Origin of the sequence: Streptomyces sp. NPDC018693, assembly GCF_044391385.1 — a bacterium.
Taxonomy (GTDB): domain Bacteria; phylum Actinomycetota; class Actinomycetes; order Streptomycetales; family Streptomycetaceae; genus Streptomyces.
The window spans coordinates 143,377-164,432 of the sequence record NZ_JBIRZZ010000009.1; the positions used below are offsets into that span (position 1 = coordinate 143,377).

Here is a 21,056-nt window from a genome sequence, read left to right on the forward strand (position 1 = left end):
AACCACGTGTGGGCTGCGTCACGTTCCAGTTGAATGAAGGCCAATCACGGCACATGAAGGCCGATGAATGCCATGGAAGGCCGAATCAAGGCGGCCGAGCCTGCAGGGGGTCCAGGTGAGTGCTTCCCGGCGTAGTGGGACCACGGACGAGCTGGGGCCGGACGAGCCCGAGCCGCCGGAGCGGGGTGGCCCGGACGGTTCCGACGGGTCCGATCTGCTCGCGGCGCTGCTCGACGGGATGGACGCGGCGCTGTGCGCCTTCGACGCCGACGGCGTGGTCACGCACTGGAACCGCGAGGCCGAGCGGATCCTCGGCTGGAGTGCCGCCGAGGCGGTGGGGCGGCAGGGGTTCGCCGGGTGGGCGGTGCGTGAGGCGGACGCCGGGGAGGTCGAGGCGCGGCTGATGGCGGCGATGCACGCACCGGGCCGCCAGGTGCACGAGTTCGCGCTGCTGACGAAGGACGGCGGCCGGGTCCTCGTCCGTACCCAGTCGGCCGCCGTGCGCGGGCCGGACGGCAAACCGGCCGGTCTGTACTGCGCGTTCAGCGAGGTGCACGCGCAGATCGACCTGGAGCGGTCCATCGCGCTGAGCGAGGCGCTGCTGGAGGACGCCTCCTGGGGGCTTGTCCTCGTCGACGCCGACCTGCGCCCCGCCGTCGTCAACGCGCACGCCGCCCGCGCGCTCGGCTCGGGGCGTACGGCGGTCCTCGGGCGCCCGCTGGGCGATCTGCTCACGCAGGGCGTGGAGGAGCTGGAGAACGCGCTCACGCATGTGCTGGCGGAGGGCGCGCCGCCCGCGCTCACCGAGTTGTGGGTCGGGGTGCGCACGCCGGAGGGCGAGCAGCGGCGCTGCTGGCGCAGTGGCTTTCTGCGGCTGGCCTCGCCGCTCGCGGAGGAGCCGGTTCCGCTCGGTGTCGGCTGGCTGTTCCAGGACGTCACCGAGGCCAAGCAGGGCGAGCAGGAGGCGTCGGTGCTGCGCTTCCGCACCAATCAGCTGCACCGGGCCGCCCGCGCGGCAGCCGAGTGCGAGGACCCGGCCGAGGCGGTCACCGTTCACCTGGACTTCGCGCTGGCCGGGTTCGCCGACCACGCCCTGATCGACCGGGTGGCGGGTGCGGCGCCGTCGGCGGACGGGGAGGCGAGGACGGCTCCGCTGCGGCTCGTACGGATCGCCGAGACCCCGTCCGGCGGACCGGGCCCCGCCGCGCTCACCGGCCAGGCGGGGCTGCCCGTGCGCTATGCCGACGGCCACCCGGCGCTGCAGTGCGTGGCCCGGGCCGGTTCCGTGCGGGCGGGCAGCGGCAGCGTCGGGCCGGAGCGGTCCCGTGAGTGGGCGGTGGCCCGGCAGTGGCCCGAGGACACGGTGCACGCCCTGTGCGCGGTGCTGCGCAGCCGGGGTCGCACGCTCGGTGTCGTGACGTTTCTGCGGGGGCGGGGCCGGAGCGCGTTCGAGCGCTCCGACACGACGTACGCGGAGGATGTGGCGCTGCGGATCGCGGGGGCGCTGGATCTGGCCGGGGCGGTGGAGGCGGGCGAGAAGGGCTGAGGGGGCTGAGGCGGGGCTCAGCGCCGGTAGAAGATCCGGTCCCGGTACTCCTCCATCACCCGCCCGTTCCACTCGTGGCCGCCGTCGACGTTGCCCGAGCGCAGCAGCGGGGGTTCGATGCCGCGGTCGGCGAGGCGGCCGGCGGCGGTGGCCATGACGGCCTGGAGGAGGGCCGTGGTGACGACCGTGGAGGCGGGGGCGAAGGGAGCGGGAACGGCCTCGTGGGTGAGTTCGGCGTCGCCGACCGCGATCTTCGAGTCGAGGACGATGTCGCAGTGGTCCTTGAGGAAGGTGCCGGTGGCGTGCCGTGACGTGGTCTCGGTCGCGTACGCCACCGAGGTGACGCCGATGACCTTGGCGCCGAGGGCGCGGGCGTGCAGGGCCATCTCGACGGGCAGGGGGTTGCGGCCCGACAGGGAGATGATCACGAGGGCGTCGCCGGCGCGGACGGGTGAGGTGTCCAGGACGGCGGCGGCCAGGCCGTCGACGCGTTCGAGGGCCGAGCCGAGGGTGGCCGGGGTGACGTCGACGCCGACGACGCCGGGGACGGCGAGCAGGTTCATCAGGGCGAGGCCGCCCGCGCGGTAGACGACGTCCTGGGCGGCGAGGGAGGAGTGCCCGGCGCCGAAGGCGAACAGGCGGCCGCCGGCGGCGACGGTGTCGGCGAGCAGGGTGCCGGCGGCCTCGATGCGGTCGGCCTCCTCGTCGCGGGCCCTGCGCAGCAGGCCGATCGCCGCGTCGAAGAACTGGTCGCCGAGCGTACGGTCACTCATCCGAGAGGCCCCTTCGCCGTGTCCGGTGTCCGTGCCGACGGATCACCGTGCGGATCGCTGTCACGGACCGCTGTCACGGACCGCTGTCACGGACCGCCGTCACGGATCACTGTCGCGGATCACCGTGCGGTCTGGACCAGTGCGGTGTCAATACGGCGCGGAGGGCTCGGCCGCCGTCGCTGGCCGCCCTCCGGAAATCCGGCTGTTTCGTCCGCGCGGCACGGTTGTCGGTGCCATCCGGCAGAATTGACGTCAGGGCCAGCGCACGCGTATCGCCGGAGAGCCACCGAGCCTCCGGAAGATCTCATCGAGGGGCACACATGTCCGGACTGATCGACACGACGGAGATGTATCTCCGCACCATCCTCGAGCTGGAGGAGGAGGGTGTCGTCCCCATGCGCGCCCGTATCGCCGAGCGGCTCGACCAGAGCGGGCCGACGGTCAGCCAGACGGTCGCGCGCATGGAGCGCGACGGCCTGGTGTCGGTCGCCAGCGACCGTCATCTGGAGCTGACCGACGAGGGCCGCCGCCTCGCGACCCGCGTGATGCGCAAGCACCGCCTCGCCGAGTGCCTCCTCGTCGACGTGATCGGCCTGGAGTGGGAGCAGGTGCACGCCGAGGCGTGCCGCTGGGAGCACGTGATGAGCGAGGCCGTCGAGCGGCGCGTCCTGGAGCTGCTGCGCCACCCCACCGAGTCGCCGTACGGCAACCCGATCCCCGGCCTGGAGGAGCTCGGCGAGAAGGACGGCGCCGACCCGTTCCTCGACGAGGGCATGGTCTCGCTGGCCGACCTCGACCCGGGCGCGGAGGGCAAGACGGTCGTCGTACGCCGTATCGGCGAGCCGATCCAGACGGATGCCCAGCTGATGTACACGCTGCGGCGCGCCGGTGTGCAGCCCGGTTCGGTGGTGAGCGTGACGGAGTCGGCCGGCGGGGTGCTGGTCGGCAGTGGTGGCGAGGCCGCCGAGCTGGCGGCGGACGTCGCCTCCCATGTGTTCGTCGCCAAGCGCTGACCTGTCCGGAAATCGGTCCGGTAAGTCGTCGGCGGGAAACCGCAGCGCCGCGCCGCGTCTCGTGCCACTCTGTCGCTGAGGCGTCTGACCTGAGGGGGCGGGGCGGGATGATGTGCCGCAGACGAGCGGAGGGCCCCGGCGCCGCGCGGCGCCGGGGCCTGTCCTCCCCTGTGCTGACCCGGAGCCCCGAGCTCTCAGGGTCATTCCCCTCGGACCGGTTTCCCCGAGCGGTCCGCCTCCCGCAGAAGATCTCCCCTTGGCAGCGGCGATCATTCCTTGAGTGCTGTCACTCGAACGAGGGGTGTTGGCTGGCGCGAGGGCGTATTTCGAATACGGGTTCGATAATCTGCGGGTGAATCCGCGCATGACGCGAGAGCAGCAAGAGCACCAGTACGCGTGAGTGTGGGCAGCGGCCCGAGCGAAGCCAGGGGGTGCCAGTACCAATGGCGCGACGCATCGACGTGACCGGGGCGGGCGGCGTACGCCTGGCGGCCTGGGAGTTCGGGGACCCGCCCAAACCGATGCCGGACCAGCCGGTGTCCGATCAGCCGGCCCCGGCACAGGACGATGACCCCGGTCACCGCACCCCCGGCGTCCTGTTACTGCACGGCCTGATGGGGCGCGCCTCCCACTGGGCGTCCACCGCCCGCTGGATCTCCGAACGCCACCGCGCCGTAGCCCTCGACCAGCGGGGCCACGGCCAGAGCGAGAAGCCCCCACAGGCCGCCTTCACCCGCGAGGCATACGTCGAGGACGCGGAAGCCGCACTCGAACAGCTCGGCCTCGCCCCCGCCGTCCTCATCGGCCACGCCATGGGCGCCCTCACCGCCTGGCAGCTCGCCGCGAAACGCCCAGACCTCGTCCGCGGCCTGGTCATCTCCGACATGCGGGCCTCCGCCCTGGGGGCCGCCTCCCAGCGCGAATGGGCCGACTGGTTCAAGTCCTGGCCCGTGCCCTTCGCCACCCTCGCCGACGTCCGCAAGTGGTTCGGCGAGGACGACCCCTGGGTGGAGCGCCCCAACCCCTCCCGCGGCGCCTTCTACGCCGAGATCATGCAGGAGTCCCCCGACGGCTGGCGCCCCGTCTTCGAACCCGAGCAGATGCTCCGCTCCCGCGAGACCTGGGTCTACGACGCCCACTGGGAGGAGCTCACCCAGGTCCAGTGCCCGGCCCTCGTGCTGCGCGGCCTGGACGGGGAGCTGGGCCGGGCCGAGGCCCAGGAGATGGTGCGGGTGCTCCCGCGCGGCGAGTACGCGGAGGTCGCTGACGCCGGGCACCTCGTCCACTACGACCAGCCGGTGGCTTGGCGGATGGCCGTGGAACCGTTCCTTGACGCGGTGCTCGGCGAGTGAAGCGCACCCCGCGCCCCCGCTTCACCGACCCTTTGTTGAAAAAGTTCCCTAGCCCTTGCTCACCGCCGCCAAGATCTCCGGCAGCCGTTCCGCCGTTCTCGGTGCCGCCAGTCGTAGCCCCAGCCACGTCAGCCCCGCCCCGTACGCCGCGCACCCCGGCAGCAGGAGCCAGGTCCACGTGTCGCCGCCCGCGCTCACGTTCAGCCAGATCGTCGCCGTGATGACCGGGGCGCAGAGCAGGGCGGCGGAGAGCATGCCGCCGAAGATGGAGATCCAGGCGAGGCCGGCCTGGCCGGGGGCGACGTTCTTGTGGCCCTCCTGGGGGATGGAGTAGGGGAAGCGGGCGGAGGTCCAGGCGCCGGTGGCGAGCATGGCGCCGAGCAGGGCGAAGGAGAGGCCGAGGACCTCGGGGAGCTTCGGCCAGTCGCCGAGGAGTGCGGTGGTCAGGACGGTCACGAGGGTGGCGTAGGGGAGGGTGATCGTCAGCAGGGCCAGGGCGCGGGCGCGTAGTTCGACGTAGGCGTCCCGGGGTGAGGAGATGGTCATGGCGACCATCCAGAACGCGGACGTGTCCTGCCCGAACTGGTTGTACATCTGGATGCCGAGCATCCCGGCGGCGAAGCAGGCGAAGTAGATCGAGCCGGTGCCCTGGAGGGCGTTGAAGAGCGGGACGATCAGGCCGATGGCGAGGGAGGTGACCCAGGCCGCCTTTGTCTTCGGGTCGCGCCATACGTAGCGCAGGCTGCGTTCCATGACGGTCCCGGTGCGGCCGGTGGGCAGTAGCCGGGCGAGGCCCCTGGAGCGCCGACGGGCCCGGGCGCGTGGGTCGGTGGCCTGGAGGGTGGATCCGTCGGGGGAGGTCATCAGACGAGTCAGGCTGCGGGCCCACATCCACAACAAGGTCGCCAACGCCCCGCCGCACAACAGCAGTTGCAGGAAGGCGACGCCGTACGAGCCCTCGCTCGCCGCGTCCGCCGCGCCGATCGCCGCCGCCGGCGGCACCCACCGCAGCACCTCCGCCGCCGGGTCCAGCTGCCCCAGCCCGGACGAACCGAGCCGCTGCACGCCGAAGTTGACGACCTGCGCGCCGACCGCGATGAGCAGTCCGCTCAGTACCGCCAGGTCGCGGCCCCGTCTGCTGGTCAACAGCCGGATGTTGGCGGTGGCCATGGTGCGGGCGAGCGCCACGCACACCAGCAGTCCGAGGACGACGGAGACGACACCGACGACGTACGCGACCGCTCCGTGCGCCACGGCCGCCACCGATCCGGCCAGCAGCAGTACGGTGAACAGCGGGCCGATGCCGACGAGCGAGGCGGCGAGCAGGGCGCGTACCAGGGGGCGTGGCCGCAGCGGGAGCATGACCAGCCGGGTGGGGTCCAGGGTCTCGTCGCCGCCCGGGAAGAACAGCGGCATCACCGCCCATCCCAGCCCCAGCACCGCCGCCAGCAGCACCACCAGGGACGCGGCGTGGGCGTGTCCGCGCAGCGCGATCAGGCCGATCAGCTGGAGCGCGGCGAACAGGAGGGCGAGGGCGGCGGAGGCGACGTACGCGGCCCGTCGTCCGCCGGACTGGCGCAGTCCGTTGCGCAGGAGCGACAGTTTCAGCCGTGCGATGGTGACGGTCGGGGAGCTCATCGGGCGCCGCCGCCCAGCCAGTCCAGGTCGGATCCGGCGTCGCGGCCCTGCGCGCCCACCAGTTCCAGGAACGCCCGCTGCAGCGAGGGCGCGTCCCCCCGGACCTCATCCAGCGGCCCCTGGGCGCGGATCCGTCCGGCCGCCATCACCGCGACCCAGTCGCACAGCGACTCGACGAGTTCCATGACGTGGGAGGAGAAGACGACGGTCGCGCCGGAGGCGGTGTACCGCTCCAGGACGCCCCGGATGGTCTGCGCGGACACCGGGTCGACGCCCTCGAACGGCTCGTCGAGGAACAGCACTTCGGGGTTGTGCAGCAGCGCCGCCGCGAGCCCGATCTTCTTGCGCATGCCGGTCGAGTAGTCCACGACGAGTTTGTGCTGGGCGCCGGCCAGATCGAGTACGTCCAGCAGCTGGGTGGCCCGCCTGTCGACCTCGTCCCCGTCCAGCCCGCGCAGCCGCCCCGTGTAGCCGAGCAGTTCCCGCCCCGACAGCCGCTCGAACAGCCGCAGCCCCTCCGGCAGCACCCCGATCCGCGCCTTCACGGCCACGGGATCCCGCCACACGTCATGCCCGACGACCTCGACCGACCCCGCGTCGGGCCGGAGCAGCCCGGTCACCATGGAGAGGGTGGTGGTCTTCCCGGCCCCGTTCGGCCCGACGAGGCCGATGAACTGGCCTGCGGGCAGGTCTATGTCGATCCCGGCCACGGCAACCTGCTGCCCGAACCGCTTCCAGAGCCCACGCACACACACGGCCGACGTCATGCACGCCAACCTACGCCTACGGCTGTTTACCGGTCCCTGCCGCAGGCATAGGCGAGCGGCGAGATCAGTTCCTCCGCGTCCGGCAGCCACCGGTTCGCCTGCGTCGGCCGGCGCGCCCACTGCACGGCGCCACGGGACCCGAAACGCGTCGGAGGGGCCGCGACATACGCGCCCTCGCCCAGCGCCGTCAGATCGAGCGAGGACAACGACCAGCCGAGGTTTCGCACCAGATCGGGAATCTTCACAGCGGCACCCGGCAACACGAAGAAGTGCATCCGCCGCTCCGGGGACAACGTCACCGGACCGAGCGTCAGTTCCATCCGCTCCATGCGTGCCAGCGCCAGGAACCCCGCCGTCTCCGGCACGGAAATCGCGTCGAACGTACGCCCGGTCGGCAGCAGGATCGACGCGGTCGGCTGCTTCTGCCACATCCGGCGCGCGACGGTCGCGCTGCCGGTGGCCTGCGTCGCCCAGTCGGAGCGGGCGGGATGAGCCCCGGGCGCGGGACACGCCGCGTCTTCGCAGGAGCAGCGTTGCACTCCTTCGACGGCTTCCAGAAAGGTGCCGGGGAAGACGTCCCAGTGGCGCTCCTCGGCGTAACGGACGGCGGTCTCCAGCAGCGATTCGCCGCGCTGCTTCGGGATCTGAGCGGCTTCGGTGCCCGCGATGGTCTGTTCCACGATGAGCACAACTCTGGCGGTCACCAGGGGTTACGCCCGCGCGCGTGCGCGGGGGAGGAGCATCGATTCAGCGTCCGGGGCGCATGGGTGCACGCGCGGGGGCGCGCGGCAGGAACGGGAGCGGGAGGGGGTAGTCAGGAGGGGGGTCGGCACCGCCGCCACTCCGGCAATCCTCGCATGCCTCGCATTTTCGTCATGTCCGCGGGGCATTGATCTTCACGGCCGGATCTTCTCGCTCCACCAGATCCTTTCCACCGGATCTTCTCGCTCCACCGGATCCATTCGCTTCAGAGGCTCGCAGGGGGTTATGCCATGGCCGCAAGGCCGCTTGTGGCGCGGCAGCCGAACGAACGGCTGCAGGCGCTCATCCAGGAAGCCGGGTGCTCGAACGCCGGGCTCGCACGCCGCGTCAACATGTGCGGTGCCGAACACGGACTCGACCTGCGCTACGACAAGACGTCCGTGGCCCGCTGGCTGCGCGGTCAGCAGCCGCGGGGCCGCGCACCGGCGATCATCGCCGAGGCGCTGGGCCGCAAACTAGGCCGTACGGTCACGATCGACGAGATCGGCATGGCCAACGGCAAGAATCTCGCGTCGGGTGTGGGTCTCCAGTTCTCGCCGACGGTACTGGGGGCCATCGAGCAGGTCTGCGAGCTGTGGCGCAGCGACGTGGGGCGCCGGGACTTCCTGTCGGGGTCGTCCGTCGCCGCGTCCGCGCTGGTCGAGCCCAGCCGTGACTGGCTGATCTCGGCGCCGGACGCGCAGGTGGCGCGCTCGGCGGGCCCGCGGGTCGGGCAGTCCGACGTGGCGGCCGTACGGGCCATGACGCAGGCGCTGGTCGACCTCGACCACCAGTACGGCAGCGGGCATGTGCGTCCGGTCGTCGTGCACTACCTCAACAGTGTCGTGGCCGGACTGCTGGCGGGCTCCTACCGGGAGGCGGTCGGCCGTGATCTGTTCGCCGCGGTCGCCCGACTCACCGAACTCGCCGGGTACATGGCCGTCGACACCGGCCAACCGGGCCTGGCCCAGCGGTACTACATCCAGGCCCTGCGCCTCGCCCAGGCCGCGGGTGACCGCGGGTACGGCGGCTATGTGCTCGCCGCGTCCATGAGCCATCTCGCCGCGCAGCTCGGGAACCCGCGGGAGATCGCGCAGTTGGCGCGCGCGGCGCAGGAGGGGGCGCGTGGGCGCGTGACCCCGCGCGCGGAGTCGATGTTCCATGCCGCGGAGGCGCGGGGGCATGCGCTGATGGGTGACGCGCGGGCGGCGCAGTTCTCCTCCGGGCGGGCGGTCGCGGCGCTGGAGGCGGCCGATCCGGCGTCCGGGGACGACCCGGAGTGGATCGCGCACTTCGACGAGGCGTATCTCGCCGACGAGTTGGCGCACTGCCACCGTGACCTGGGGGAGGCCGAGGCGGCGGCGCGGTGCGCCGAGCAGTCCCTGGCCGGGCACCCCGAGTCCCGGGCCCGGCGGCGGGCCATCGGGTACGTCCTCCTCGCCACCGCTCAGGTCCAGCAGCGTGAGGTCGAGCAGGCGTGCCACAGCGGCCTGAAGGCTGTGGAACTGCTGGAGACACTGCGTTCCAACCGGGGCGCCGAGTATCTGGAGGACCTCCAGCAGCGGCTGGAGCCCTTCCGTGAGGAGGCGGTGGTACGGGAGTTCGGGGCGCGGCTGGAGTTGCAGACCGCGGCGTGAGGGCTGTCAGCGAGGTCACAGGGAGGTGCGTCAAGTCCTGAGCTGCGTGGCACGGTCTTTGGGGGACCCGGTAGCGTGAGCCGACGATTCCGAAGGTCCCCCATTAGTAGGAGTCCCGGTGACGCAGAGTGGACAGGGCGAGGAGCCCTCGGCGCGACCCGCGCGCGAAGGCATCGTGCTGCCCTCCGACGGTGGCGAACCTCTGCTGCCGGGCATGACGGGCGACCCTCAGGGCCCGCCAGGCTACGGCGGCCGTGACCACGCCGGCTACAACGACGGCGGCTATGCAGCGGGAGCGGGCCCACAGCCCGGACCGTACGACGGCTCGCACGACGTCTCGTACGGCGGCCCGCAGGCCGGTCACGGCGCCGGCCAGCCCGGTCACGGCGCCGGGCCGCAGCCCGCGACCGGCCAGACCTGGGGCCAGCCGTGGGGACCCGAGCAGCAGGGCGGCTGGCCGCTGCCGGCCGACCAGCAGTGGGGCCCGTCCCAGCAGGGCGGCCCCGGCCCGCTGCCTCCCGAGAGCGCACCGCAGCCGTCGTACGGACAGAGCGCACCGCAGCCGTCGTACGGGAGTGGCGTGACCGGTGGGGCCGGTGTGCCGATGCCGCCCGCTGCCGACGAGGGCGCGACCCAGTACATTCCCCCGGTGACCGGTGGTCAGCCGACCGGGCAGGGCCCCCTGGACGGCGCCACGCAGTACATCCCGCCGGTCGCCGCGCGGGGTGACGAGGGTGCGACCCAGTACCTGCCTCCGGTCGCCCCGGGCGCGCTGCCGCCCGAGAGTCCCGCGGAGGCGACGACGTACCTGGGCGCCGGCGCCCACGCGCAGGCAGCCCCGGGCGGCTCCGACGCCGACGCGACCCAGTACATACCGCCGGTCACCGGTGGGACCGCCGGGCGGCAGACGCCCGCCGAGTTCGAGAGCCTCTTCCGCAGCGGGCCGGGCGGCGGGGAGCCGCCCGCCGCCTCCACCCAGCAGATGCCGCGCTTCTCCGAACCCGAGAACGCCGGCTACGGCGGCCCGTCGCAGCCTTCCTTCATCCCGCCCTCCGCGCGCCGCGCCGTGCACGACGACGTCGACGACCACGGCGGCCGCCGCGGCGGTGGCCGCACCGGCTCCCGGGTGCCGCTGATCGCGGCGGTCGGTGTCGCGATCGCCGTCGTCGGCATCGGCGCGGGCGCACTGATGGGCGGCGGGGGCGGCGGTGACGACAAGGCCGGCGACAAGACCGTCGCCGCGTCGCTGCCCGCCGAGGAGTCGCCCTCCCCGTCGGCGACCGTCGACGAGGCCGAGCAGCAGGCGATCGCCCTGGACAAGCTGCTCGCGGACAGCGGCAACAGCCGGGCGAGCGTGATCAAGGCCGTGGCCGACGTCAAGGCGTGCACCAATCTCAGGCAGGCCGCCGCCGACCTGCGGGCCGCCGCCCAGCAGCGCAACGACCTGGTCACCCGGCTGAACGGCCTGTCCGTCGACAAGCTGCCCGACCATGCCGCGCTGACCAGCGCCCTCACCAAGGCGTGGCAGGCGTCCGCGTCCGCCGACGACCACTACGCGGCCTGGGCGGACCAGGTCGCCGCGCGGAAGAAGGACCTCTGCAAGAAGGGCCAGGCGCGGGGGACGGCGGAGACCCAGGCGGGCAACCGGGCGAGCGGCACCGCCACCAACCAGAAGAAGGCGGCCGCCCCGCTGTGGAACAGCATTGCCAGGACGTACGGCCTGACCGAGCGCCAGCCCGTCCAGCTCTAGGCACATCGGGACATCGGGGCCCTAGAGATCGGCGGACTCCAGGGTCTTCGTGACGTCGACGAAGCCGTTCTTGGCCGCCACCAGGCGGCCCTTGCGGACGACCTGAAGGGTCACGTCGGCGTTGACCAGACGCGGCAGGCCCACCGAGCCGAGCCGCTCGCCGAGGCCCCAGCGCAGCGTCGGGGTGAGCCCGCCCGTGGTGATCTCCAGCCCGTTGTTGAGGGCGCCCCGGACGGTCCGGGCGCTCACCTCACCGCCGCCGAGCGACTCCACGACCTTCCGCAGCACGGTGTACGCGAGATACGTCGTCTGTACGCCCGTGTCGTCGGCGTCGATCCGGTTGTCGGTGAACGCCTCCTCGCTGATGATCTTCTTCATCTCGGTCCAGCGGTCGTCGCCGGCGACCGGGTACCAGCCGGTGACGTACGACCCCTCGTACGGGCTGCTCGCACCGCCGCTGGAGTTGATCACCGTCTGGTCGACGCTGCCGAGGACGGTGGCGGTACGCACCTGCGGGGAGTCGTCGCCGGTGCGCCGGAAGGAGTCCATGAAGGTGGTGGTGCGGTCGCCGAGCACCGGCACCACACAGCCCTTGCCGTCGGTGTCGCCGCCAGCCTCGGTCAGTGCCTTCTCGGCCTCGGTGGCGTACTCGGTGGCGTCCTCGGCGGCGCGCTGGTCGTCGGCGCCGTTGTGGCCGCCCGCCTTCAGGCCGGAGTTCAGCATGGTGGGCAGGGCGTCGCCCGCGATGGTGTCGGGCCGGACCAGCGCGACGTCGCCGCAGACCCGGGCCAGCTCCTGGCCGAGGCCCGCCAGCAGCGCGGGCTGCCCGCCGTTGACCGGGTAGGACAGCGGGCTGGTGAACTCGGCGGTGGTGACACCGTAGCCGCCGATGTAGGGGATGCCGGAGCCCTCCAGGTGCGGCAGGAAGGCGGCGGAGTACTGGCTGTAGGAGCCGACGACCGCGACGACGCCCTCCTTGACGGCGCGCCGGGCGCAGTTCGCGGCGCCGACGGTGTCATTGCGGTCGTTGCAGGTCAGGACCTTCAGCTCGCGGCCGCCGAGGCCGCCCTGCGCGTTGATCCAGCGGGCGTAGGCCAGGGCGAAGGCGGGCATGCCGGGCTTGTTGGTGGCGGTGGTGTCCTGCGGCGCCCAGGTCATGACGGTGATCGGAGAATCCCCGGAACCCCCCGTGGTTCCGGGGACGACTCCGCAACCGGCGGCGAGCGACGCGGCGGCGGCCAGGGCTCCCGCGTGCAGTGCGGTGGCTCTGAACCGCCGGGTGAAGCGGCGGTACCTGGGGAGGAGGATGCTTCGTGTACGTCGCCTGCCGGTCATGAGCACGCACGATTCCGTCACACCGCTAACCCGGGCGTGACCGCAGGTCAACTGATGGTGACTTGCGGGTGAATTGCAGGGGCCCCGGAGGCGGAGACGGCGCCGGGAGGACGGCGGTGCGAGGGCGGGATGATGCCGATGTGACACGGATCGTACGATCAATGACCGTGCAAGCTGAGGAGAACACTTCCCGTCGTAGCCGTCGCTCCTTCACCATGGGCGGCATGCCACTCAACGACATGCCGTGGTGGCGCTGGCGCAGCAATGTGCGCTCCGCGCTGCACATGCTCTCCGATCCGGTGTTCCAGCGGGACGTCTGGCTGTCGGGTGCCGAGGGGTACGGCGACGTCACCGACGCCGTGTACCGCCTGGTCGAGGACACCTGGCTGGACAACTGGTCCGCCGAGAAGTACGTCGGCACGATCTTCCGGGACTCCCAGGAGGCGGCGCTGGTCGACACGGCTGTGCTGCGGGTGCTGAGGATCATGCACCAGGTCGGGCCGGACGCGCCCGTCGCGGCCTACGTCGACCATCAGGGCTGGCCGGAGGCGGTGCGGGCGGCGCGGGACGCGCATGTGCGGCTCGCGGTGAGCGACGGGGACGATCCCGACGCGCCGCCGCGGAGCCTCGAGGTGCTGCGGATCATGACGCGGGCGGCGTAGGGCGCGTGGGGCGGTGTGGGTCCGGGGAGCGGGACGGACGCCCGGTCGGGGCCCGGATATGGGACCCTGTGCTGCATGAACGAGCAGTCCAACCGAGCCGCGGCGGCCCTCGCCGACCAGTACGTCCTCACGCTCTCCTGCCCCGACAAGCAGGGCATCGTGCACGCCGTGTCCAGCTACCTGTTCATGACCGGCTGCAACATCGAGGACAGCCAGCAGTTCGGTGACCACGACACGGGACTGTTCTTCATGCGCGTCCACTTCTCGGCGGAGTCGCCGGTGACCGTGGACAAGCTGCGGGCGAGCTTCGCGGCGATCGGTGACTCCTTCCAGATGGACTGGCAGATCAACCGGGCCGACGAGAAGATGCGCATCGTCCTGATGGTGAGCAGGTTCGGGCACTGCCTGAACGACCTGCTGTTCCGGGCGCGGATAGGCGCGCTGCCGGTGGAGATCGCGGCGGTGGTGTCCAACCACACGGACTTCGCCGAGCTGGTGGGCTCGTACAACATCCCGTTCCACCACATTCCGGTGACGAAGGAGAACAAGCCGGAGGCGGAGGCGCGGCTGCTGGAGATCGTCCGGGAGGAGCGGGTCGAGCTGGTCGTGCTCGCCCGGTACATGCAGGTGCTGTCCGACGATCTGTGCAAGCAGCTGAGCGGGCGGATCATCAACATCCACCACTCCTTCCTGCCGAGCTTCAAGGGCGCGAAGCCGTACCACCAGGCGCATGCGCGGGGTGTGAAGCTGATCGGCGCGACGGCGCACTACGTCACGGCCGACCTCGACGAGGGGCCGATCATCGAGCAGGAGGTCGAGCGCGTCGGCCACGACGTCACTCCGGACCAGCTGGTGGCCGTCGGGCGCGATGTGGAGTGCCAGGCGTTGGCCCGGGCGGTCAAGTGGCATGCGGAGCGGAGGATTCTGCTGAACGGGCGGCGGACGGTGGTGTTCGCCTAGCGGCCGTAGGGGCCGCGGTTGTCCTGTGGCTGCGGGTGCGTCGTGGCGTGTCGCGCAGTTCCCCGCGCCCCTGTCAGGTGGGCTCGGCGAGCCCGACCTCCAAGGGGCGCGGGGAACTGCCCTACATCCGGCTCAAGGACGCCGTCGCCGACAGCACATCTCTGATGGCCTCTCTGTCGCCCTTCTGGCCCGCCGCCGCTTCCTCCGGGGTCACGTGGCCCGCGGCCAGCCGGCAGAACTCCGTGTCGTCCAGGGCCACGTGGGCGACCTCGTGGTCGGGGGAGCCCACCGCCGCGGGGGAGTCGAGGGGGATGAACCACTGGCCGCCGCCGTGGCCCTCGATCTCCAGGCGGAGGCTGCGGCCGGGCTCGCCGGCCGCCACCAGGCCGCGCGGCGGGGACGCCAGACCGTCCCGGCGCCGGGCCGCGAGCGCGTCGGGGAGCAGACGGGCGGCCCGGTCGATCATCTGGTGGAGGTGGCCGGGCGCGGGCGGCTTGTAGGGGTAGTTCACCGCGTCCGCGATGTCCTCGGCGTGCACCCAGCACTCGAACGCCCGGTCCAGCATCGCCTCCCGCAGCGTCAGTTCGACCCCGCCGCCGTACGGCACCCCGATCGTCCCGGCGGCGCTGCCGCCGGTGAAGGACACCGTCCGCACGATCAGGTGGGCCTGGTCCCGCCAAGGGCCCCGCACCGACCGGCTGTACGGGAAGTGCGCCTCCTTCCAGTACAGCTCGGTGCGGTCGGCCGGTGTCGTCACCGTGGCGCCCTGGCCCAGCGGGTCCCCCAGGCCCAGCGCCGCCGCGACCAGCCCGTCCACCGCCAGCAGATGCGCGATGACCCCGGCGACCGTCGTACGGCGCCGCCGCGTCTCCTCGCCCTCGAACCACCGCAGCCGCACCTTCGCGTGCCACTCGGCGTCCCCGAAGTCCTGGAGCAGGGCGTCCAGGCGGGCCGTCTCCGCGTCGTACGACGCCGTCCACTCGGGTACCGGGATGCGCGGCGGACGCTGGTCCAGGCAGCTCTCCAGGACGCGGGTGCGCAGGCCGGGGTCGAGGTCCAGGCTCTCCGGGCGCTGCAGCAGACCGACCGCCTCACGCAGCCGGCGCGCCTCGTCCGCGCAGGCGCCGCAGTCGCCGAGGTGCTCCTCGACCGCGGCGGTCTCCTCGGCCGAGCAGGCCGCCAGTGCCCAGGCACCCAGCAGCGCCTTGAGCACCCGGTGCTCCAGCCGAAGCGGTGCGGGTGTGTCCCCCTCGTCCTTCACGCCGTGCGGTCCTCCCCCTCGTCCCGGGCGGGCAGCGCGGGCAGCGGTAGTCCGCCGTTCTCCACGGAGCTGCGCGGCAGTGGTGTGCGGGGCGGCTGCCGCGGCTGGTCAGGTCCGCGTCCGTCGCCTCCGTGCCCTTTGTCGCCTCCGTGGTCCGCGTGTCCTCCGGGGTTTGCGTGTCCTTCCGGCCCTCCATGGTGCTCTGCCGGCCCTCCATGGTGCCCTTCGGACCCTTCATGGTGCCCGTACCCCGTCTCGGTGTCGTCCTGCCCGGGCTCCTCCTCGTCGTCGTACGCCTCGCTTCGCTCCGCGTCGCTCACGCCGCGCCCCCGTATCCGGGCGGGGCGCCCGGGGACGCGGAGTCATGGGCGGTGGCCAGCAGCTGCAGGCCGAGGCGGAGGCGGCGGCGGGCCTCGTCCTCGGTGATGCTGAGGTCGGCGGCGGCCTGGCGGTAGTCGCGGCGCTCGAAGTAGGCCAGCTCCAGGGCGGCGCGCAGCGGGGCCGGCATCGCCTGGACGATGTAGTCGGCGCGGGCGGCCACCGAGGCGTGCCGCACCTTGTGCTCCAGGTCCTCGGCGGTCCCCGGGCCGCCACGCTCCAGCGCGGCCGTCTCGGTGGCGCGCAGCCGCTGCACGGCGAGGCGGTGGGTGAGCGCGGCGACCCAGGTGCGCAGGGGCCCCTGCTTGGGGTCGTAGGCGTCGGGGTGTTCCCAGACGTGGGCGAAGACCTCGCGGGTGATGCCGTCGGCGGCGCGCTCGTCCTCGAGCACACGGTGAGCAAGTCCGTGCACAAGTGAAGCGAAACGGTCGTAGAGCTCGCCGAGGGCGGCCGCCTCGCCGCGTGCCAGCCGCTGCTGCATCTTGCGGTCCCAGCGGGGCGGTGCGTCCTTCTTCGCCATGTGGGCCCCCTCACCCTGTGACTGAGTCAAGCCTGCGTCCGCTGTCCGCTCGAATGTAGTCGGCATGTCCGACCTCGCACGCTCCTTTGTCGCGATGTGCGCCCCCTGCGCATGTCGGTGTGGTATCTGCTCACCATCGATCGAACCGGATCGAATGCGACTGGAACAAGCCTCATTCGTTCGGTTTCTGTTTTCTGGCCTGTGTTTCGGGGAACGGCCGCTGGGCAGCCGCGCTGCAAGGAAGCGAGGGGACTGCTTCCGTTCCGGCTAGTGAAAGGCGTGGTGGTGGCGTTCAAAGTGACCGGCGGCGAGCGGGGCGGATGGGCCGTGCTCCATGTGTCGGGGGAACTGGACCTGGTGACATCCCCCACGCTGCGGCAGCGGGTGCACGACGAGGTGGCCGACGGGCGGCGCCTTCTCGTCCTCGATCTGTCCGAGGTGCGCTTCTGCGATTCCAGCGGGGTGGGGGTGCTCATCGCCGCACGGCGGTTGCTGCGGAGTTGCCAGGGCCGGCTGCGGCTCGTCCTGCCGGCGCGGGGGGCCGTCGAGGACTCGCATGTGAACCGGGTGTTCGGGGCGCTTGGCGTCCGCCGGTTGTTCGATGTCTACGGTGACCTTGATCATGCGGTGGCCGGCGATGCGGAGACGTTGACCGCGTAGTTGTTCGGCTGCGGGCCGGTGGGGGTTGTTCGCGCCCACGCGGCGGAGCCGCATATCGAGCACAGCCCCGCGCCCCTCAGGTGGATCAACTCGCCCTGTCCGAATAGCGCTCCCTGAGTTTGTACTTCAGGACCTTGCGCAGGGTCTCGTTGCGTGGAAGCGCGTCCACCACCTCCAGTTGCTCCGGGAGTTTGTGGACCGACAGCCCTTCCCCGCGCAGGTACGACGTCACCGCCCCCAGCGTCAACTCGGCGGCCCCCTCCGGCTGTTCGACGACCGCGCACACCCGTTCCCCCCGTTCCGGGTCCGGCAGGCCGATCACCGCCGCGTCCGCGATGTCGGGGTGGGCGGCGAGCAGGTCCTCGATCTCCTTGGCCGAGATGTTCTCGCCCTTGCGGATGATCACGTCCTTGAGGCGGCCGGTGAGGACCAGGTGGCCGGAGTCGGTGAGGTGGCCCAGGTCGCCGGTGCGCAGGAAACCGTCCGGGTCGAAGGCGTCGGCCGTCTGGGCGGGGTCCAGGTAGCCCCGGCACACCGCCTCGCCGCGCAGCCGCACCTCGCCGTCCACGATCCGTATCTCCATCCCCTCGGGTGGGCGTCCCTCCGTCGTCGCGAGATGCTCCGGGGTGTCGTCCGGTGAGCCCATGGTGATCATCGGGACCTCGGTCATGCCGTACCCGTGCGTGAGCTGCACCCGCATCTCCCGTACGACGGCGTGGTACAGCTCCGGCGGCTTGGGCGCCCCGCCACCCGCGAGCAGGCGCAGGGAGGGGATGACCTTCTCGCCGTGCGGGAGCTTGCGCTGCTCGGCGAGGAACATGGAGTAGAAGGCGGTGGAGCCGCCCGCGACCGTCACCCCGTGCCGGCGGTACTCCGTCAGTGCCTCCGGCAGCGCGAACTGCTCGAACATCACGGACGGGAAGCCGTACAGCAGCAGCATCACCGTGTAGTCGGGGCCGGCGATGTGGGCGTACGGGAAGGCCATGGAGCCCACGTCGTCGGCCGACAGGCGCAGCGCGTGGGCGAGGCAGGCGCCGCCCGCGATGAGAGAGCGGTCGGTGTGCAGGACGCCCTTGGGGTCGGAGGTCGTGCCGGAGGTCCAGTAGATCCAGCGGACCGACGTGCCTTCGGCGGGCGGGGCGGGGAGGGTGTCCGGGTCGCCGTCGGGGAGGTCGTCGTACGCCTCGAAGATGCCCTTGGCGCCCAGCCGGCGTGCCATCTCGGTGTGGTCGAAGCCGCGCCAGACGCCCGGCACCGCGAAGAACTCCGCCTTGGACTCGCGCAGCGCGAAGCCGACCTCGCGGTCCCGGTAGAAGGGGATGACGGGTGACTGCACGGCGCCCAGGCGGGCCAGGGCGAAGGTCAGGACGGCGGTTTCGAGGCGGGTGGGCAGCTGCCAGGCGACGACCGTGCCGGGGCGCACGCCCATGTCGTACAGGCCGGCCGCCGTGCGCTCGGCACGCGCGCGCAGGCCGTCGAAGGTGAGGACGCGGTCCTCCTGGAGGAGGACGGGGCGGTCGGGGGTGAGGCGGGCGCGGCGGGAGAGCAACTCCCACAGCGTGCGGGAGGAACTCAGGGTGTGCGGAGTCTCCTGCATGTCGGCCCCCTCCGGAGAGTCGTTCACGTCGGCCCCCTCCTTGGCTGACGAACCGTCAGGTGCCATGCTATCTGACGACCCATCAGATAGAGCCAGACAGACCTATCGGATTCGTACGGTCCGGCGGAGGCCAGCCATGCACATGGACACCGAACTGCCCCGCATCATCAGCGTCGACGACCACGTGATCGAACCGGCGCACCTCTTCGACACCTGGCTGCCGGCGAAGTACCGCGACCGGGGACCCCAGCCGCTCACCGCCGGGATCGGTGAACTCGCCTACGTCGGCGGCAAGTACCAGATCACCATGGACCCCGACGGCCCGCCCACCGACTGGTGGGTCTACGAGGACCTGAAGTTCCCGTACAAGCGCAACATCGCCGCCGTCGGCTTCGACCGCGACGAGATGACGCTGGAGGGGATCACGAGAGAAGAGATGCGGCGCGGCTGCTGGGACCCGAAGGCCCGGCTCGCGGACATGGACCTCAACCATGTCGAGGCGTCCCTCTGCTTCCCCTCCTTCCCCCGCTTCTGCGGGCAGACCTTCGCCGAGGCGCACGACAAGGAGGTCGCACTGGCCTGCGTGCGCGCCTACAACGACTGGATGGTTGAGGAGTGGTGCGGCGACAGCGGCGGCCGGCTCATCCCGCTCTGTCTGATCCCGCTGTGGGACATCGAGCTGGCGGTCGCCGAGATCAGGCGGAACGCGGCGCGCGGCGTGAAGGCCGTCACCTTCTCCGAGATCCCCACCCACCTCGGTCTGCCGTCCATCCACTCCGGCTACTGGGACCCCTTCTTCGCGGTCTGCCAGGACACCGGCACGGTCGTCAACATGCACATCGGCAGCAGCTCGCAGATGCCGGCCGCGTCCCCCGACGCCCCGCCCGCCGTCCAGGCGTCACTCAGCTTCAACAACGCCATGGCCTCGATGATGGACTTCCTCTTCAGCGGGGTGCTGGTGAAGTTCCCCCGGCTCAAACTCGCCTACTCCGAGGGCCAGATGGGCTGGATCCCGTACGCCCTGGAGCGCGCCGACGACGTCTGGGAGGAGCACCGCGCCTGGGGCGGGGTGCGGGATCTGATCCCCGAGCCGCCGTCGACGTACTACTACCGGCAGATCTTCTGCTGCTTCTTCCGCGACAAGCACGGTGTCGCCTCACTGGACGTCGTCGGCCGCGACAACGCCACCTTCGAGACCGACTACCCGCACGTCGACTCGACCTTCCCGCACACCAAGGAGGTCGCCCTGGAGCATGTGAAGGGCCTCGACGACGAGACGGTCCACAAGCTGATGCGCGGGAACGCGATCCGCATGCTGGACCTGGACCTCGACCGGTAATGGAACTCGGCTGCACGCCCGAGGAGGAGGACTTCCGGGCACGGCTGCGGGAGTGGCTCGGCAAGGTGCTGCCCACCCTCCCGCCCAAGCCGTCGCCCGAGGACTGGCCCGGGCGCCGCGCCTACGACCTCGGCTGGCAGCGGATGCTGTACGACGCCGGGTACGGGGACGTCCACTGGGGTGCCTCGCCGACCGTACGGATGATCTTCCTGGAGGAGACGGAGAAGGCGGGCGCACCCTATGTGGGCGCTAACTTCGTCGGTCTGCTGCACGCCGGGCCGACCATCGCCGCCGAGGGCACGGCCGAGCAGCGGGCGCGCTGGCTGCCGCCGATCCTGCGCGGCGAGCAGGTCTGGTGCCAGGGCTTCAGCGAACCGGACGCCGGGTCCGACCTCGCGTCCCTGCGGACCCGGGCCCGCAGGGAGGGCGACGTCTACGTCGTCTCCGGGTCGAAGATCTGGACCTCGCACGCAGAAGTCGCCGACTGGTGCGAGCTGTTGGTACGGACCGACCCGGACGCCGCCCCGAGACACCGGGGCATCACCTGGCTCGCGATGCCCATGGACGCGCCGGGCATCACCGTACGGCCGCTGCGCACACTCGCCGGGTCGGCCGAGTTCGCCGAGGTGTTCCTCGACGAGGTGCCGGTGCCGGTCGGCAACCGGGTCGGCGAGGAGAACGACGGCTGGCGCGTGACCATGGTGACCCTCTCCTTCGAGCGCGGCACGGCCTTCGTGGGCGAGGTCGTCGCCTGCCGCCGGGTGCTCGTCGAACTGGCGGCCGAGGCCCGGCGCAACGGCCGCTGGGACGATCCGGCGCTGCGGCGCCGGCTGGGCAGGCTCAACGCCGAGTTCCGGGCGCTGTGGCGGCTCACGCAGTGGAATGTCAGCGCGGAGAGCGGCCGCCCGGGGGCGGGGGCCTCGGTCTTCAAGCTGCGGTACTCGCACGCCCGTCAGGACCTGTACGACACCGCCGCCGAGGTCCTCGGCGACGACGCGCTCGATCTGGACCGGCCGTGGGTGCTCGACCGGCTGTCCTCGCTGTCGTACACCATCGCCGCCGGGACGTCGCAGATCCAGCGCACGATCGTGGCGGAGCGGGTCCTTGGACTGCCGAAGGGACGGTAG

At 71.9% G+C, this 21,056-nt stretch carries 17 protein-coding genes and 1 pseudogene; 10 read left to right on the forward strand and 8 right to left on the reverse strand.

The annotated features are described in order from the left end of the window. Positions 1 to 115 precede the first annotated feature (115 nt). Entirely contained in the window at positions 116 to 1,546 is a 1,431-nt protein-coding gene (locus tag ACH5AC_RS23745) for a PAS domain-containing protein (protein WP_398864045.1), read from the forward strand. Positions 1,547 to 1,563: 17 nt separating this feature from the next. Here the strand turns inward: ACH5AC_RS23745 and ACH5AC_RS23750 are convergent, their stop codons facing one another. Beyond that, positions 1,564 to 2,319 carry an SIS domain-containing protein gene (locus ACH5AC_RS23750; RefSeq protein WP_398864046.1) on the reverse strand — a complete coding sequence of 252 codons (756 nt, stop codon included), beginning with the start codon at positions 2,317 to 2,319 and terminating at the stop codon, positions 1,564 to 1,566. 320 nt (positions 2,320 to 2,639) lie between these two features. Here ACH5AC_RS23750 and ACH5AC_RS23755 point away from each other — a divergent pair, with 320 nt between their 5' ends. Then, a complete protein-coding gene (locus ACH5AC_RS23755) occupies positions 2,640 to 3,332 on the forward strand; it encodes a metal-dependent transcriptional regulator (protein ID WP_366835514.1) in 693 nt (230 codons plus the stop codon). A gap of 443 nt (positions 3,333 to 3,775) precedes the next feature. After that, positions 3,776 to 4,684, forward strand: a complete 909-nt coding sequence (locus tag ACH5AC_RS23760; protein ID WP_398864047.1) for an alpha/beta fold hydrolase — start codon at positions 3,776 to 3,778, stop codon at positions 4,682 to 4,684. A gap of 48 nt (positions 4,685 to 4,732) precedes the next feature. Here the strand turns inward: ACH5AC_RS23760 and ACH5AC_RS23765 are convergent, their stop codons facing one another. Genes ACH5AC_RS23765 through ACH5AC_RS23775 form a run of 3 tightly spaced genes read right to left on the reverse strand, consistent with a single transcriptional unit; the run spans position 4,733 to position 7,778 of the window. Continuing rightward, on the reverse strand, positions 4,733 to 6,322 hold the full coding sequence (locus tag ACH5AC_RS23765; RefSeq protein ID WP_398864048.1) for a transporter: 1,590 nt from the start codon (positions 6,320 to 6,322) through the stop codon (positions 4,733 to 4,735). Then, entirely contained in the window at positions 6,319 to 7,089 is a 771-nt protein-coding gene (locus ACH5AC_RS23770) for an ABC transporter ATP-binding protein (RefSeq protein ID WP_398864049.1), read from the reverse strand. The genes ACH5AC_RS23765 and ACH5AC_RS23770 overlap by 4 nt, the downstream gene beginning before the upstream one ends. Positions 7,090 to 7,115: 26 nt before the next feature. Further along, on the reverse strand, positions 7,116 to 7,778 hold the full coding sequence (locus ACH5AC_RS23775) for a bifunctional DNA primase/polymerase (RefSeq protein WP_398864050.1): 663 nt from the start codon (positions 7,776 to 7,778) through the stop codon (positions 7,116 to 7,118). 303 nt (positions 7,779 to 8,081) lie between these two features. On the opposite strand from ACH5AC_RS23775, the gene ACH5AC_RS23780 reads away from it, so the two are divergent. Further along, the gene (locus ACH5AC_RS23780; RefSeq protein ID WP_398864051.1) at positions 8,082 to 9,467 is read left to right on the forward strand and encodes a transcriptional regulator; all 1,386 of its coding nucleotides are present in this window, start codon (positions 8,082 to 8,084) and stop codon (positions 9,465 to 9,467) included. A 118-nt stretch (positions 9,468 to 9,585) separates the two neighbouring features. Further along, positions 9,586 to 11,217: a hypothetical protein gene (locus ACH5AC_RS23785; protein ID WP_398864052.1), complete on the forward strand. Its 1,632-nt coding sequence runs from the start codon at positions 9,586 to 9,588 to the stop codon at positions 11,215 to 11,217. Between the two features lie 21 nt (positions 11,218 to 11,238). Here the strand turns inward: ACH5AC_RS23785 and ACH5AC_RS23790 are convergent, their stop codons facing one another. Further along, a complete protein-coding gene (locus tag ACH5AC_RS23790; RefSeq protein ID WP_398864053.1) occupies positions 11,239 to 12,552 on the reverse strand; it encodes an ABC transporter substrate-binding protein in 1,314 nt (437 codons plus the stop codon). A gap of 161 nt (positions 12,553 to 12,713) precedes the next feature. Here ACH5AC_RS23790 and ACH5AC_RS23795 point away from each other — a divergent pair, with 161 nt between their 5' ends. Together ACH5AC_RS23795 and purU are read left to right on the forward strand one after the other, a co-directional pair. Further along, positions 12,714 to 13,214: a hypothetical protein gene (locus ACH5AC_RS23795; protein WP_398864054.1), complete on the forward strand. Its 501-nt coding sequence runs from the start codon at positions 12,714 to 12,716 to the stop codon at positions 13,212 to 13,214. Positions 13,215 to 13,289: 75 nt separating this feature from the next. Then, a complete protein-coding gene (purU, locus tag ACH5AC_RS23800; RefSeq protein WP_398864055.1) occupies positions 13,290 to 14,174 on the forward strand; it encodes a formyltetrahydrofolate deformylase in 885 nt (294 codons plus the stop codon). A 121-nt stretch (positions 14,175 to 14,295) separates the two neighbouring features. Here purU and ACH5AC_RS23805 read toward each other — a convergent pair. Together ACH5AC_RS23805 and ACH5AC_RS23810 are read right to left on the reverse strand one after the other, a co-directional pair. Beyond that, a pseudogene (locus ACH5AC_RS23805) lies at positions 14,296 to 15,755 on the reverse strand (zf-HC2 domain-containing protein). Beyond that, on the reverse strand, positions 15,752 to 16,333 hold the full coding sequence (locus ACH5AC_RS23810; RefSeq protein ID WP_398864057.1) for a sigma-70 family RNA polymerase sigma factor: 582 nt from the start codon (positions 16,331 to 16,333) through the stop codon (positions 15,752 to 15,754). Before ACH5AC_RS23810 ends, ACH5AC_RS23805 begins: the two are co-directional and overlap by 4 nt. 279 nt (positions 16,334 to 16,612) lie before the next feature. Here ACH5AC_RS23810 and ACH5AC_RS23815 point away from each other — a divergent pair, with 279 nt between their 5' ends. Continuing rightward, complete coding sequence (locus ACH5AC_RS23815) at positions 16,613 to 16,993, forward strand: STAS domain-containing protein (protein WP_398864222.1); 381 nt, start codon at positions 16,613 to 16,615, stop codon at positions 16,991 to 16,993. An 85-nt stretch (positions 16,994 to 17,078) separates the two neighbouring features. Here the strand turns inward: ACH5AC_RS23815 and ACH5AC_RS23820 are convergent, their stop codons facing one another. Further along, entirely contained in the window at positions 17,079 to 18,590 is a 1,512-nt protein-coding gene (locus ACH5AC_RS23820; protein ID WP_398864223.1) for a class I adenylate-forming enzyme family protein, read from the reverse strand. Positions 18,591 to 18,732: 142 nt separating this feature from the next. Here ACH5AC_RS23820 and ACH5AC_RS23825 point away from each other — a divergent pair, with 142 nt between their 5' ends. Further along, on the forward strand, positions 18,733 to 19,929 hold the full coding sequence (locus tag ACH5AC_RS23825; RefSeq protein WP_398864224.1) for an amidohydrolase family protein: 1,197 nt from the start codon (positions 18,733 to 18,735) through the stop codon (positions 19,927 to 19,929). Next, positions 19,929 to 21,056, forward strand: coding sequence for an acyl-CoA dehydrogenase family protein (locus ACH5AC_RS23830; protein ID WP_398864058.1), 1,128 nt, complete (start codon positions 19,929 to 19,931; stop codon positions 21,054 to 21,056). The genes ACH5AC_RS23825 and ACH5AC_RS23830 overlap by 1 nt, the downstream gene beginning before the upstream one ends.